This window comes from Actinoplanes sp. OR16 (assembly GCF_004001265.1).
Taxonomy (GTDB): domain Bacteria; phylum Actinomycetota; class Actinomycetes; order Mycobacteriales; family Micromonosporaceae; genus Actinoplanes.
Genome location: NZ_AP019371.1, coordinates 3373164 through 3386441, shown reverse-complemented (window position 1 = coordinate 3386441; position 13278 = coordinate 3373164). Strand labels below are relative to the sequence as shown.

16 protein-coding genes are annotated in these 13278 nt (G+C 69.7%); 9 read left to right on the top strand and 7 right to left on the bottom strand.

The window, feature by feature from the left end; genetic code table 11:
* Window positions 1–121: 121 nt before the first annotated feature.
* Entirely contained in the window at window positions 122–1351 is a 1230-nt protein-coding gene (gene serA / locus EP757_RS15705; protein ID WP_370457822.1) for a phosphoglycerate dehydrogenase, read from the top strand.
* A gap of 40 nt (window positions 1352–1391) precedes the next feature.
* Here the strand turns inward: serA and EP757_RS42800 are convergent, their stop codons facing one another.
* Together EP757_RS42800 and EP757_RS15690 are read right to left on the bottom strand one after the other, a co-directional pair.
* A complete protein-coding gene (locus EP757_RS42800) occupies window positions 1392–3020 on the bottom strand; it encodes a hypothetical protein (protein ID WP_160165804.1) in 1629 nt (542 codons plus the stop codon).
* Between the two features lie 86 nt (window positions 3021–3106).
* Entirely contained in the window at window positions 3107–3763 is a 657-nt protein-coding gene (locus EP757_RS15690) for a response regulator transcription factor (RefSeq protein WP_127546783.1), read from the bottom strand.
* Window positions 3764–3991: 228 nt separating this feature from the next.
* On the opposite strand from EP757_RS15690, the gene EP757_RS15685 reads away from it, so the two are divergent.
* From EP757_RS15685 to EP757_RS15670, 4 genes are all read left to right on the top strand, one after another.
* On the top strand, window positions 3992–4471 hold the full coding sequence (locus tag EP757_RS15685) for a hypothetical protein (RefSeq protein WP_127546781.1): 480 nt from the start codon (window positions 3992–3994) through the stop codon (window positions 4469–4471).
* Window positions 4472–4480: 9 nt separating this feature from the next.
* The gene (locus EP757_RS15680) at window positions 4481–5065 is read left to right on the top strand and encodes a methyltransferase (RefSeq protein ID WP_127546779.1); all 585 of its coding nucleotides are present in this window, start codon (window positions 4481–4483) and stop codon (window positions 5063–5065) included.
* A 65-nt stretch (window positions 5066–5130) separates the two neighbouring features.
* On the top strand, window positions 5131–5601 hold the full coding sequence (locus EP757_RS15675; RefSeq protein WP_127546777.1) for a MarR family winged helix-turn-helix transcriptional regulator: 471 nt from the start codon (window positions 5131–5133) through the stop codon (window positions 5599–5601).
* A complete protein-coding gene (locus EP757_RS15670; RefSeq protein WP_127546775.1) occupies window positions 5598–7232 on the top strand; it encodes an MDR family MFS transporter in 1635 nt (544 codons plus the stop codon). The genes EP757_RS15675 and EP757_RS15670 overlap by 4 nt, the downstream gene beginning before the upstream one ends.
* 48 nt (window positions 7233–7280) lie before the next feature.
* Here EP757_RS15670 and EP757_RS15665 read toward each other — a convergent pair whose 3' ends face one another.
* Window positions 7281–7583 (bottom strand): antibiotic biosynthesis monooxygenase, encoded by a 303-nt coding sequence (locus EP757_RS15665; RefSeq protein ID WP_127546773.1) that lies wholly within the window; start codon window positions 7581–7583, stop codon window positions 7281–7283.
* Window positions 7584–7612: 29 nt separating this feature from the next.
* Window positions 7613–8299 carry a GAF and ANTAR domain-containing protein gene (locus EP757_RS15660; RefSeq protein WP_127546771.1) on the bottom strand — a complete coding sequence of 229 codons (687 nt, stop codon included), beginning with the start codon at window positions 8297–8299 and terminating at the stop codon, window positions 7613–7615.
* Window positions 8300–8773: 474 nt separating this feature from the next.
* Here EP757_RS15660 and EP757_RS15655 point away from each other — a divergent pair, with 474 nt between their 5' ends.
* On the top strand, window positions 8774–8968 hold the full coding sequence (locus tag EP757_RS15655) for a hypothetical protein (protein ID WP_370457821.1): 195 nt from the start codon (window positions 8774–8776) through the stop codon (window positions 8966–8968).
* 4 nt (window positions 8969–8972) lie between these two features.
* Here EP757_RS15655 and EP757_RS15650 read toward each other — a convergent pair whose 3' ends face one another.
* Both EP757_RS15650 and EP757_RS15645 read right to left on the bottom strand, forming a co-directional pair.
* The gene (locus EP757_RS15650) at window positions 8973–9506 is read right to left on the bottom strand and encodes a DUF1360 domain-containing protein (protein WP_127546769.1); all 534 of its coding nucleotides are present in this window, start codon (window positions 9504–9506) and stop codon (window positions 8973–8975) included.
* Window position 9507: 1 nt separating this feature from the next.
* Complete coding sequence (locus EP757_RS15645) at window positions 9508–9747, bottom strand: DUF6158 family protein (protein ID WP_127546767.1); 240 nt, start codon at window positions 9745–9747, stop codon at window positions 9508–9510.
* Between the two features lie 84 nt (window positions 9748–9831).
* Between EP757_RS15645 and EP757_RS15640 the strand changes: the two genes are divergently transcribed.
* The 3 genes from EP757_RS15640 (at window position 9832) to EP757_RS15630 (ending at window position 11814) form a co-directional block, all read left to right on the top strand.
* A complete protein-coding gene (locus EP757_RS15640; protein WP_127546765.1) occupies window positions 9832–10254 on the top strand; it encodes a hypothetical protein in 423 nt (140 codons plus the stop codon).
* Between the two features lie 12 nt (window positions 10255–10266).
* On the top strand, window positions 10267–10593 hold the full coding sequence (locus tag EP757_RS15635; protein ID WP_127546763.1) for a DUF3817 domain-containing protein: 327 nt from the start codon (window positions 10267–10269) through the stop codon (window positions 10591–10593).
* A gap of 300 nt (window positions 10594–10893) precedes the next feature.
* Complete coding sequence (locus tag EP757_RS15630; RefSeq protein WP_127546761.1) at window positions 10894–11814, top strand: NlpC/P60 family protein; 921 nt, start codon at window positions 10894–10896, stop codon at window positions 11812–11814.
* A gap of 72 nt (window positions 11815–11886) precedes the next feature.
* Here EP757_RS15630 and EP757_RS15625 read toward each other — a convergent pair whose 3' ends face one another.
* On the bottom strand, window positions 11887–12888 hold the full coding sequence (locus tag EP757_RS15625) for an RNA polymerase sigma factor RpoD/SigA (protein ID WP_127546759.1): 1002 nt from the start codon (window positions 12886–12888) through the stop codon (window positions 11887–11889).
* Between the last annotated feature and the right edge of the window lie 390 nt (window positions 12889–13278).

The window sequence follows — 13278 nt, the reverse complement described above, 5'->3', positions numbered from 1 at the left end:
TTACCGCATTGACCGGCAGGTGGGACCTCAGGCACACCGAACCGGCGCCGCCGCATGACAGAGCTAGGCTTTCCGCCGTGAACTGGGCTTCGGCGTGGCGGCCCGGGCAGCCCACCGAAACATGGAACGGAAGATGATGATCGACCAGGCCAAGGTGCGAGTCCTGCTTCTGGAAAGCATCCACCCCGACGCGGTTTCCCGGCTCGAGGAGGACGGCTTCCAGGTCGAGTCCCTCCGCAACGCCCTCGACGAGGCCGAGCTGATCGAGCGCATCCCGGGGGTGCACCTGCTCGGCATCCGCTCCAAGTCCCAGGTGACCGCCAAGGTGCTCGAGGCCGCCGACAGTCTCGTCGGGATCGGCGCGTTCTGCATCGGCACCGACCAGATCGACCTGGCGCACGCGTCGGCGACCGGTGTCGCGGTCTTCAACGCGCCGTTCTCGAACACCCGCTCGGTCGTCGAGCTGGCGATCGCCGAGATCATCGCGCTGACCCGCCGGCTCACCGAGAAGAACTCGCTGATGCACAACGGCGTGTGGGACAAGTCGGCGGACGGCTCGCACGAGATCCGCGGCCGCCGCCTCGGCATCATCGGCTACGGCAACATCGGCACCCAGCTGTCGGTGCTCGCCGAGAACCTCGGCATGTCGGTCTCGTTCTACGACACCGCCGACAAGCTCGCACTGAGCAACGCCCACCGCTGCGCCAGCCTCGACGAGCTCCTGGAGACCAGCGACGTCGTCACCATGCACGTCGACGGCCGGCCCGGCAACGCCGGTTTCTTCGGCGCCGAGCAGTTCGCGAAGATGCGCCCCGGCAGCCTCTTCCTGAACCTGTCCCGGGGCATCGTCGTCGACCACCTGGCGCTGCGCGACGCGCTGAAGAGCGGCCACCTGGCCGGCGCCGCCGTCGACGTCTTCCCGAAGGAGCCGAAGGGCCGGGGTGACGAGTTCGTCTCCGAGCTGCGCGGCCTGCCGAACGTGATCCTCACGCCGCACATCGGTGGTTCGACCGAGGAGGCGCAGTCCGACATCGGCGGCTTCGTGGCGAACAAGCTGGCGAAGTTCGTGACCGAGGGCAACACCACGCTCAGCGTGAACCTGCCCGGCGTCGCCCTGCCCGAGTCCCCCGGACTGCACCGCATCGTGCACGTCCACATCAACACCCCGGGCGTGCTCGCCCAGGTCAACCGGATCATGGCCGAGCACAACGTCAACGTCGAGGGCCAGATGCTCAGCACCCGCGGTGAGTACGGCTACCTGATCACCGACATCGCCGCCGGTTACAGCGACGAGGTCCTGAACCAGCTCCAGGCGATGGAGCAGACGGTTCGCCTGCGCGTCCTGAACTGAGTTCCGAACCGGGGTGCCGCCATGTGGCGGCACCCCGATCTCATTGCGCGTTCTCGACGGTCAGCAGCGTGATCGGCGCCGCCGCGTCGACGTCGTACCGATCCGCGTTCTGCCAGTCCTTCGGCGTCAGCGTGGATCCTGGTTTCACATCCTTCAAGGTACGGCTGCCCGCCGTCACGGTGGCGGCCCCACCGCCGACCTTGACCCGCACCGGGCTGCTGGCCGGGGCGCGGAGCAGCAGCTCTTCCACCCCACCGGTGATCTTCATGGGGACCGTTCCGCTGGCCTTCGCGAGCGTGACCTCGGCCCGCCGGGTTCCGCCGACGACTTCGAGCCGGCTGATCCGTCCTTCGCTCAGGTCCAGCACGCGCTCGGCGGCGTACCCGGAGAAGCGCAGCGTCCAGCGCACCTCCGCGGAGAGCAGCACCTCGATCTCCCCGCCGGTCGCGGTCTCCGACTTGCGGGACAGGTCGAGGCGGACCGCGTCGTCACGCAGCTCGGCGCTCGGATAGACGCCGGCGCCCTCGGGCGTGCTGATCCGGTAGAGGTCGCCGTCGAGGTCGGCGATCCGCATCCGGACCCGGTCGGTCGCCGCCAGCAGCTCGAACGATCCGATGGTCCGCCCGTCCAGTGGCGCGCTCACCACCTGCTGATCGCCACCGCCGTCGCCGAGCCGCAGCATGTCGGAGACCGACGAGTCCGGCCCGGAGTAGTAGACGATCCCGGTCAGCGCGATCGCTGCCAGCGCCACCACGCCGAGCACCGTCATGCCGAGCGTGACCACCCGGGACTGCCGTGGCCGGGACGGCGGCCCGGTGACCGTCTGCGCCGGCGACCGTCCGGTGTCGCTCCACACCACCGGCTCGTCCCAGAAACCGCCGGGCCGGCCGTCCATGGCGTCCACCGAGGGCGGTTGCCGGTCACCGGAGTCGAACGCGAGCGGCGCCCAGGAGGTGCCGCTCGCCCAGTGTTCCGCGGGCGGCTCGGACGATGCCGGCGCCGGAGCAGCAGCCGGCGCCGGCGACCAGGGAACCTCGGCCGGGGCGGCGCTGACCGGAGTGTGATCCGGTGTCTCACGCTTGCGGACGACGGGCAGGGCGCCGGAATTCCCCCCGGTACGCCGGCCGCCGCCGATCGGCCCGTCGCTGAACCCGAACGAGGCCCGCCCCGGCCCCTCGGGTGACGCGGGACCGAACTCCGGAGCCGGCCTGGGAACGGCGGCCGGCTTGGGAGCGGCGGCCGGCTTGGGAGCGGCGGCCGGCTTGGGAGCGGCGGCCGGCTGAGGAGCGGCCGCAGGCTGGGAAGCGGCCACCGCCTCGGAAGAGCTGAACGATCCGGTGACAGCCGACGGCCGGGCCGAGCGAGCCCCCGTCGTCTGCCGCGGCGGAATGGTGGTGCGAGGAGTAAGGGTTCGGTTCCGGACGGGCAGGCTGCCGGAGTCAGCCGCCTTCTTCGCCGGCACGAACGGCTTCGGAAGAAACGATTCGTCATCCGCCACGACAGGCGCCGCCTCGGCCCCACCCGGCGAGTCCTGCGCCCCCGCGCTGAACCATCCGCCGGCTGGTGTCTCGGTCGCGGCCTTCGGCATCGTCGCCCCCGGACGACGCTGAGGCAGATCGGTGTCGGTCACGGCCTGTTCGGACGACGAGCCGACAGCGGTACGGTCCACTGCGATTCCTCCCTGCGACGCCTCTCGGGTAAGGCCCCCGAATGGAGTACGGACGAAATCGCTTGTCGGATGAGTGACGAGACGGTTTACCGCGGGTCAGGTCGGACCAGCCCTCGCCGGGTGGCGATCGCGACGGCCTCGAGCTGGCTGTGCGCGCCGAGCTTGGCCAGCACCGCCTTCTGGTATCCCCGGCAGGTGTGCACGCTGATGCCCAGCCGCCGGGCCACCGCTCGGGCGTCCAGACCGGCCGCCATCAGCTGCAACACCTCGTCCTCGCGGGCGGTCAGGCCGCTGGCCCGGGGCACGCTCACCGGTGTGGTGCTGCGCAGCAGCCGGGCCAGGATGTCGGTGGAGACGGTCATGCCGCCGCCGTGCGCGGTACGCAACGCGTTCAGCACGTCACCGAGAGCGCCGTTCTTGGACAGGAAACCCGCGAAACCGGCGGCCGTGGCCCGGCGCACCAGAGCCTGCTCCTCGCTCGCCGTGAGGATCACCACACGGGAGTCGGGCTGCCGGATCCGGATCAGTTCGGCGATGGCGATGCCGTCGGCATCGGACAGTTCCGGATCGAGCAGGATCACGTCGGGTGTCAGGTCGGCCGCGAGGCTCAGCGCCTCCTGCCCGGTCCGGGCGTGACCCACGCACTGAAGATCGGGCTGACCAGCCAAAGCGTGGCCGAGCAGCTCAGCGAAGGTCTGGTGGCCGTCGACGACGAGGACCCGTATCGTCTCGCCGTTGTCCATGCGTCACCTTCCTCCGTCCGCCCACCGCGGGCTCCGCGCAGTCTAAGGAGTACCCGACCGGATGCCCGCCCTACCAACAGGCGGGCGTTGCGGCACCGGTCCTGAACCGGCCGGTACGCCCGACGCCCGGTTGCCGCCGAGCGGTCGCGATAACCAGTCTTTCGGCCGAGTGTCCCCCTCGCTTTGGGGCCTTGTCTGCCCGGGTCCCACGACGCAGAGTTGGTGATCATGTTCGACATCCAGCTCTTCGGCCGTCTCGAGGTCCGCACGCGGGGTATTCGTCTCGCCGGCGACGACTTCGGCGGCGAGCGTCCCCGTCACCTGCTCGCGCTGCTGGCGCTGCGCGGGGAGCGGTCGCTTGTGGAGCTCTCCGACCTGCTCGGAGCGCCGGTCGCGACAGTGCGCGACGACCTCGCGGTGCTGCGGGACCGGCTGGAGCCGGGCGCCCGCGAGCGCGACTCGGTGATCACCAGCCGGCGGAACCGGCTGCGGCTGGTACGGGAGCGGGTCCGCGTGGACGTCGCCACGTTCGACGAGCTGATCGCGGCCGCCGCGGGCCGGACCGCCGAGCGCGCCGCCCGCCCGCTGACCGCCGCGTCGTACGTGGCGGCCCGCCCGCTGCTGGAGGACGTGGACACGCCGTGGGCCGCCGAGGCCCGCAGTGCGTACCGCGCCAAGCTGATCATGAATGCGCAGCCCGTCAGCTAGAAAAGTGGGGTGCTCCCCACCGAACTGACACCCGTACCGTTCGTCCCGGAGATCAGCCTCTATCTGGCCGATCGATCGGCCACGCTGTTCAGCGGCGACTTCCACAGCGACCAGCCGCCCCCGTTCTGGGCCTTCGCCTGGGCCGGCGGCCAGTCCCTCGCCCGCTATCTGCTCGACCATCCCGCCGAGGCCGCCGGTAAGCGGGTCCTCGACGTCGCCACGGGTTCCGGCGTGGCAGCGATCGCGGCGGCCCGCTGCGGCGCCCTGAGCGTGGCCGCCACCGACATCGACCCGGCGTCGGTGGCCGCGGCGCAGCGCAACGCCCGGGCCAACGGCGTGGATCTCCACGATGCCGAGCCCAGCCCCGAGCTCGTCCTGGCCGGCGACGTCTTCTACAGCCCGTCGGTCGCCCCGCAGATGACCGCCGACCTGCGCCGAGCTCGCAAAGCCGGTGCCACGGTGCTGGTTGGCGACCCCGGCCGCGGGTACTTCCCGGGGCGTCTCTTCGAACTGGTCACCGAGTACACGGTCCCGGTCCCCGCCGTGCTGGAGGAGACCGAGAAGCTGGTCACCGGCGTGTGGCGGATGAAGTAAACCGAGATGCGTTCATCGTGCAAGCAGTTGTACGCTACAAACAAATCGAGTGAGACGGCAGACGCTTGGACCACGACACCGCCCGCCTGGCCGAGGAGATCGCACGGTTCGTCCGGAGTGGCGCGCGCTTCCGGGGCATGCTCAAGGTCGGAGATCTCGGCGCCGAGTTCTCCGCGCTGATGCTGCTCCTGCCTCTGCGTGCCCAGGGGCCGATGCGGGTCACCGACCTGGCCGAGATCAAACAGGCCGACCCGTCGACGATCAGTCGCCAGGTCGCGCAGCTGGTCAAGGCCGGCCTGGCCCGCCGCGAGGCCGACCCGGTGGACGGCCGGGCCTCGCGCCTCGCGGTCACCGAGGCGGGCTCGGCCGCCTGCGACCGGCTCCGGGAGGCCCGGGTGGCGCTGCTCGCCCAGGTGCTGACCGACTGGCCGGCCGAGCGCGTCGCCGTCTTCGCCGACATGTTCGAAGAGTTCAACAAGTCGATCGAGGCGCACCTGCGGCTCGATCCCACCGCACCCCCACGGGAGAATCCGTGAGCCACCCGAGCCCACCGGCCCTCAAACCGGTGGAATTCACTCACCGCCAGATCCTGACGATCCTCGGCGGCCTGATGATGGGCATGTTCCTGGCCGCCCTCGATCAGACGATCATGGCGACCGCGACCCGCACCATCGCCGACGACCTGCACGGCTTCGACCTCCAGGCGTGGGCCACCACGGCGTTCCTGATCACCTCGACGATCTCCACGCCGCTCTACGGCAAGCTGTCCGACATCTACGGCCGGCGCCCGTTCTTCCTCTTCGCCATCGGCGTCTTCATCGTCGGCTCGTTCCTCTGCGGCCTCTCCACCGACATGTGGCAGCTGGCCGCCTTCCGGGCCATCCAGGGCATCGGCGCCGGCGGTCTCATGTCGCTGGCCCTCGCGATCATCGGCGACATCGTGCCGCCCCGCGAGCGCGCCAAGTACCAGGGCTTCTTCCTCGCCGTCTTCGGCACCGCGAGCGTGCTCGGCCCGATCCTCGGCGGCTTCTTCGCCGGCGCCGACGAACTGCTCGGGGTGTCCGGCTGGCGCTGGGTGTTCTTCATCAACGTGCCGATCGGCATCCTCGCGATGGCCGTGGTGGCGAAGGTGCTGCACCTCCCGCACCAGCGGATCAGCCACCGGATCGACTGGCCCGGCGCGCTGACCCTGATCATCGGCCTGGTCCCGCTGCTGACCGTGGCCGAGCAGGGCCGGGACTGGGGCTGGGACTCCGGCAAGGCGATCGCCTGCTACGTCATCGGCGTGATCGGCATCGTCGGCTTCGTGCTGGCCGAGCGGGCCTACAAGGACGAGGCGCTGCTCCCGCTGCGGCTGTTCGGCAACCGCACGATCGCTGTCGGCGCCACCTCCAGCACGATCCTCGGCATGGCGATGTTCGGCGGCCTGATGACCGTCCCGCTCTACCTGCAGATCGTGAAGGGCTCGACCGCCACGATGGCCGGCCTGCAGATGATCCCGTTCGTGTTCGGCATCATGACCGGCTCGATCGTCGCCGGTCAGCTGATCTCCCGGACCGGCCGCTACCGGATCTTCCCGATCGTCGGCAGCACCCTCATGGTGATCGCGCTCTTCCTCTTCTCCCGGGTCGGGGCGGACACCCCGCTCTGGCAGACCATGCTGGTCATGGTGGTCATGGGCCTCGGCCTGGGCGGCAACATGCAGCCGATGATCACCGCGGTGCAGAACGCGGTCTCACCCCGGGAGATCGGCGTGGCGACCGGCGCGGTGACGTTCTTCCGGTCGATGGGCGGCACGCTCGGCACCGCCGTCTTCCTGTCGGTGCTGTTCAACCTGCTGCCCGGCAACATCGCCGGCGCCTACCAGGAGGCCGCCAAGGACCCCGCCTTCCAGCAGGCCGCCGCGGATCCCGCACAGCAGGCGCTGCTCGCGCAGGCACAGGGCAGCGACGCGCTGAGCGACACGTCGTTCGTGAGCAAGCTCTCCGACGTGGTGGCGCACCCGTTCAAGGTGGGCTTCTCGGACAGCGTGCACGTGGTCTACCTGATCGCGCTCTGCATCATGCTGGTCGGCCTGGTGGTGGTCTTCTTCCTGCCCGAGCTTCCGCTGCAGAAGCGGTCGGCCCAGCAGGCGAGAGCCGAAGAGGCGCTGGCGGCCGAGCTTTAAGACCTTGCGGGGTACGGGCGGAAGCACCCGCTCGTACCCCGAACCGTCTTATTTCTGGACCGACTGGACGACTTCGAATTCCAGGAGGCTCGCCCCGCTGGCCACAGGCTTGGCCCGCTCACCGGCGTGGGCCTCCTTGGCGCTGCCACCGGCCCACGCCTGGAAGTCCTCCTCCGTCTCCCAGCGGGTGTAGACGAAGTACCGGTTGTCGCCCTTGACCGGGCGCAGGAGCTCGAACCCGAGGAACCCGGGCGAGTTCTCCACGGCGCCGTGCCGGGCCGCGAACCGCTTCTCCAGCTCGGGGCCGGCCCCCTCGGGGACCTCAATCGCGTTGATCTTCACAACAGCCATGCCGTCACGCTACTGCGCCCGGCTGAGAATCAGTTGCCGGATTTGCGGGCCGCGGCGGCCACCAGGCGCTCGGCCACGATCCGGCGGTCCAGGCCGAGACGCTGGGCGCTCTCCTGCAGAACCGCGTACGCCTCCTGCACCCCGCAGCCGCGCTGCGCGATGATCACGCCGACCGCCCGGTCCACCTCGGCGCCCTCGGTGAGCGCGGCGCGCCGGCCCAGCTCGCCGAGGAGCACCTCCGCCTGCCCGGCCAGCGCCATCGCGGTGACCAGCAGCTCGGGGCCGGGATCGCCGGGGCTCTCCAGATAGACGCTGAGGGCGCCCACGGCGGTACGCCGCACGTCGAGCGGGAACGCCGCGACCGCCCGGATGCCGCTCGCCGTGGCGGCCTCGCGCAGCTGCGGCCAGCGCTCATCGGCGAGCAGGTCGCCGGCGGTCACCAGGGACCGCGTTCGTGCCGCTTCGAGTCCCGGGCCGGTGCTTCCCTCGTACATCGAATGATCGAAGGTCTCCCCCGCCGTGCCGGACGTGGCCGCCATGAGGGGCCCGCCCTCACCGATCAGGGCGACCGAGCAACGCGCCGCACCCGGCAGCGAGCCCACCGCGAAGGCGGTGAGGCGGTCGAGGGCGCGCGGCAGCGTGTCCGAGGTGAGCAGGCGGACCGTGAGCTCGTGCAGCATCCCGGCCAGCTCGACCGGGTGTGGACCGCCCGCCACGGCGACGAGGGCCGAGGCGGAACGCCGTGACCTGCGGGAAGAGAGGGTACGCCGAAGCGAACGAGCGCTGGTGGACGCAGCCGGGACGCGTCGTTGCGGTACGGACACGCCAGGGATACTGCCACGTCGATCGGTGATCACGGGCGGCGAGGTGCCCCGTTCGGGGGGTCCTGTCCGGATAAACCCGCTAGCCGGGAAATCCGGATGAAAAAAGTGCGCCGCCCCTCGGCTGATCATTGCGATCGGCCGGGGAGCGGCGCGGATGCCGGTGTGCAGGTCGCCTCGCGGCGAGTGGCTCAACAGGGCTCCAGCCGAACTGGTATTCCCTGCAGGCTAAGGGTGAGGCCCGGGGACACTTGGCAACACCGACATCCGTTCACAACCGTCGGCCACCCCGCAGGATTCCTGCAGCGATTGTGACCTGGATCACTCCGCTGGTGTTTGCCGGAACCTCGCCGGGGTAGACGTCTGCCCGTGACCGACGACTTCCGTGAGCTCAGCGATTTCCTCGACGCGGCCTACGACGCACAGGAGCGCCTCTCCAGCGGCGACCTGCAGCGCCGGGCCATCGCGGCGGACCTGCCGGCCGAGGCCCTGACCCGCATCGACGCGCTGCCCGAGGGCGAGTACGCCCAGGACGAGGCGGCCGAGGCGCTGCGCTCGCTGTAGCCGCCTACTCCTCGTCCATCCCCTCGGCCTTCTCCTTCGCGATCGAGTAGGCCATCTGCAGGAAGTCGGAGACCGCGGTGGCGGTGAGCGCCGTCGCCGCGAGCCGGGTGAGCCGCGGCGCGAGCACCAGCCCGCCGGTCAGACCGGTCGCCACCCAGACGGCCAGGCAGAAGGGGCAGGTGACCAGCTCGCCGATGCCGTGCCGGACACTGCTGCCCCCGTCCCGGACCTCCTCGTTGAGCTCCGCGGCGCCGGCCGGCTCGGTGTACCGGGTGAACGGCGCGCGCAGCGGGCTGGTCACCGCGTCCTTCGCGACCAGCCGGCTGAGCTTGTGGGTGGCGATCGAGATCAGCGCCACATCGGAGAGAGCCGGCCGTTCCGGCACCGGCGCACCGGTCAGCCGGGTCGCTGCCACGAGGCTGCCGGCCAGGGCGCCGAACGCGCCCATCGCCACCAGGTAGCCGTCCAGCGGCCGGTGTTCGTGCGGGGCGTAGGACTTCGCGAGCCGGGCCAGCCGGGGGCGGGGCACAGCCACCATCTCAGAAGTCCTGAGTGAGGCGGCTCGGGTCCACCTCACGGCCCGGGTACCGGGCCATGTACTCGGTCTCCAGCTCGGCCGTCCGCTTGAAGTGGTTCTCCAGCGCCGCGTCCGGGCCGTGGCGCAGCGTCTGCAGCCGAGTCCGATAAAGGCTGCCGAGCTCGCGGAACAGATCGTCGTCGGCCAGCCCCGCGGGGTCGATACCGGTCTCGAAGACGATCGGCGCACCCTCGTCCGTCATCGTGTGCCTCCTCTTTCTCTCGCACGCAGGACTGCGGTTGCCCGACCCGTCGGCCGCCAAACCCGCGCCGGTACGCTCAAGGACATGAGAGGGCTGTGGACTCCGGCCTGGCTGGCCCGCCATCTGCTTGCGATCGTGCTGACCGCGGGCTGCCTGGGCCTGGGCTGGTGGCAGTTCAGCCGCGCCGCCGACGGCAACTCGATCAGCTGGGGCTACATGTTCCAGTGGCCGGTCTTCGGCGGCTTCGTCGTCTTCATCTGGTGGCGCGAGGTCCAGCTGGCCCGCCGCCGTGCCGCGGGCCTGCCCCTGGAGAAGGTCGCCGAGACGCCCCGGGAGCCGCAGGGCCCGGTCACCTTCGGCCGGCCGGTCCGGGTCGACACCCGCCCGGTGGCCGCCGCGGCCGACGACCCGGAGCTGGACGCCTACAACGACTATCTGGCCTGGCTCGCCGCCAACCCCGGCGCCCGGCCCGCCGACTACCCCGGCCGCACTCAAGCAGAGAAGTAGGAGACATCAGCCGTGCAGGGAGCCCTGACCCGTTACCGGACCATCGCCTGGATCGTCGGCGTCGTCCTCATCCTCCTCGTGGTGATCGGTATGCCGCTGAAGTACCTCGGCGACAACCCGATCGTCGTCGAGACGGTCGGCCCCTTCCACGGCTTCCTCTACATGGTCTACCTGGTCCTCACCTTCGACCTGTCCCGCCGGGCCGGCTGGCCGTTCAGCCGAATGGTGATCGTCATGTTGTCGGGCACCATTCCCTTCCTGTCGTTCTGGGCCGAGCGCAAGGTCACCAAGAACTGGGTTCCGGCCGCCGACAATTCACGCTTAGCTCCCGCCGAATAACAGCCTGTTATCGGGATTAACGGGATAAGTTCGGCCATTGGTATAAATCACTCGGTCAGGCCTTGATTTCTTTTCTTCCACCGATAAGTTGATGCGGTTGGTCCGGTCCGCAGCCACAAACCCTCGGGTGGCGCCGGCCAACGCCGCCGAATCAACAGCGGACGCACCGGCGCCTCTCCCCCTACGGCGCCGGCCGGGCCTTCTTCCCGCCCGGCGGCCGTCAGTAGGCGGCGCAGCGGAAGAAAGGCCCTCTGACCAGTGCCACACCCCCGTACCAGGCTCCGGGCGCTCGTGGTCGCCATGACCGCGTTCGCGATCGCCCTGACTTCGGGAGCCACGGCCGCCCACGCGGCCCCCTCCGCCGAACTCAAGAAGCAGATCAAGACGGCCGAGGAGAAGCTGGAAGACGTCACCGAGTCCTACAACAAGATGAAGCTCGACCTGAAGGAGACGAAGGCCGAGCAGAAGGAACTCGAAGCGTCGCTGAAGCCGACCGAGCTCGCCCTCGCCGCGGCCACCGCCAAGGTGAAGACGATCGCCACCACCACCTACATGCAGGGACGGCCCGGCGGCATGACCGCGCTCGTCGCCAGCGACCAGGGCAGCCTGCTGGAGCGGCTCACGTTCCTTGAGCAGATCGCCCAGGAGAACCAGAACGACATCGACGCGTACACCGAGACCACTCAGACGTACGCGGAGCGCAAGGCAGCCCTGAAGGTCACGCAGGACAAGCAGTCCGCGCAGGTCAAGGAGCTGTCCGACCGCAAGAAGAAGATCGAGAAGGACCTCGACAAGCTGTACGACATGCGCGAGGCCGCGTACGGCAGCGCCACCGAGGACACCGGCTCGTACACCGGCAAGATCCCGTCGATCGCGGGCTCGGCCGGCAAGGCCGTCACCTACGCCTTCAACGCCATCGGCAAGCCCTACGGCTACGGCGACGACGGCCCGAACTCGTACGACTGCTCGGGCCTCACCTCGGCGGCCTGGCGGGCAGCCGGCAAGTCGCTGCCGCACAACGCCGCCGCGCAGTACAGCGCCACCGCGCGGATCAGCAAGTCCGACCTTCAGCCGGGCGACCTGGTCTTCTACCGATCCAACGGTCACGTGGCGCTCTACGTCGGCGACGGCAAGATCATCGACGCGCCGTCGGCCGGCCGGGACGTCCTCTACCGCGGGATCGGCATCATGACCCCCAATGGGTACGGCCGAGTGAAGTAGCTTCTTCCGTCGACGGAAAAGGCCGGTGCCCCTCGCGGGGTACCGGCCTCATCTGTGTCGGGGGATGTTTCCTTACGCGGCCTGGAGGCCCTCGGCCCGGGCCAGCTCACGCAGCCGGCCGAGCGCCTGGATCTCCAGCTGGCGGATCCGCTCGCGGCTCAGCGAGAAGCGCGAGGCCACCTCGGTGAGCGAGTGCTCGCGGCCGTCCTCCAGCCCGTAGCGCGCCCGCATGATGCCGGCCGACCGGTCGTCCAGGTGGTTCAGCAGGCCCTCGATGCGCTGGCGCTCCAGGGCGCTCAGCACGATCTCCTCGGGAGAGGGGGCGTCGCTGTCGGCCACCAGGTCGCCGAGGTTGGTGTCGCCGTCGTCGCCGACCGGGGTGTCCAGCGAGACGGTGTCCTGCGCCCAGCGGGTGAGCTCGTTGACGCGCTCCACGGTCACGCCGAGCGCCGCCGCGACCTGCTCGGGCTCGGGGTCGCCGCCCAGCTCACGGACGAGCTGACGGGTGACGTTGCGCATCCGGTTGACGTCCTCGACCAGGTGCACGGGGAGACGCACGGTGCGCTCCTGCTGGGCGATGGCCCGGCTGATCGCCTGACGGACCCACCAGGTGGCGTAGGTGGAGAACTTGAAGCCCTTTTCGTAGTCGAACTTCTCGACGGCGCGCACCAGGCCGGTGTTGCCCTCCTGGATCAGGTCGAGCATCGGCATACCGGACCGGACGTAGCGGCGGGCGATGGAGACGACCAGCCGCAGGTTCGCACGGATGAACAGATCCTTGGCACGCTGGCCCTCGGTGACGAGCCGCTCCAGCTCTTCCCGGCTCACGCCGCGACGCTCTTCGCCCTGCTCGAGCAGGTGCTCGGCGTAGAGGCCCGCCTCGATCGACCGGGAGAGCTCAACCTCTCGCTCGGCGTCCAACAGCGGCGTCCGGGAGATTTCGTGCAGGTAGACTCCGACGAGGTCGCGCTCCTCGGCGACCTGATCGGTACGCATCACGGTGCTCTTCTCCACGTTGCCCACGGTCCCCTCATTGCCGTCACTAACCCTGTTACGGGCATTACCTGCGTCCATCAGCCCTCTCCCGTAACGTCCGCAGTTCGTGCATTGCGGTGGCTGCCATCTACACAACAAATTGCTGCCGGAACGAATTCCGAGCTGCTGATCGAAAGTGTCACGAATGCCTGGGTGATACCTGAGAGCCCAGTGCGGGGTAGCTGAGTGCGGTCTCTTGCGGCCTGTCGTGTAGACAGCCGGATACCCGTCGCGCGTCTCATAACACCATCGGCCTCTCATCGATCACAGCGACGGGCATCACCTTGGGGCACGCGATGCTCGTCACCCCCGAGTACGGGAATCGCACGCGCCGGGTTCATGTGCAGCATCGGCCGGCCGACGACTGGCCTGAAACAAACGCCTCCGCGAAAAAGTCCCGCGCCGGGCTCGACGGGACCAACGGTCACA

Excerpts from the sequence above, each read along its gene's own strand:
- serA (WP_370457822.1), top strand. The coding sequence starts at position 122 with ATGGAACGGAAGATGATGATCGACCAGGCCAAGGTGCGAGTCCTGCTT.
- EP757_RS15690 (WP_127546783.1), bottom strand. The coding sequence starts at position 3,763 with ATGGACAACGGCGAGACGATACGGGTCCTCGTCGTCGACGGCCACCAG.
- EP757_RS15685 (WP_127546781.1), top strand. The coding sequence starts at position 3,992 with ATGTTCGACATCCAGCTCTTCGGCCGTCTCGAGGTCCGCACGCGGGGT.
- EP757_RS15665 (WP_127546773.1), bottom strand. The coding sequence starts at position 7,583 with ATGGCTGTTGTGAAGATCAACGCGATTGAGGTCCCCGAGGGGGCCGGC.
- EP757_RS15650 (WP_127546769.1), bottom strand. The coding sequence starts at position 9,506 with ATGGTGGCTGTGCCCCGCCCCCGGCTGGCCCGGCTCGCGAAGTCCTAC.
- EP757_RS15645 (WP_127546767.1), bottom strand. The coding sequence starts at position 9,747 with ATGACGGACGAGGGTGCGCCGATCGTCTTCGAGACCGGTATCGACCCC.
- EP757_RS15640 (WP_127546765.1), top strand. The coding sequence starts at position 9,832 with ATGAGAGGGCTGTGGACTCCGGCCTGGCTGGCCCGCCATCTGCTTGCG.
- EP757_RS15630 (WP_127546761.1), top strand. The coding sequence starts at position 10,894 with ATGACCGCGTTCGCGATCGCCCTGACTTCGGGAGCCACGGCCGCCCAC.
- EP757_RS15625 (WP_127546759.1), bottom strand. The coding sequence starts at position 12,888 with ATGGACGCAGGTAATGCCCGTAACAGGGTTAGTGACGGCAATGAGGGG.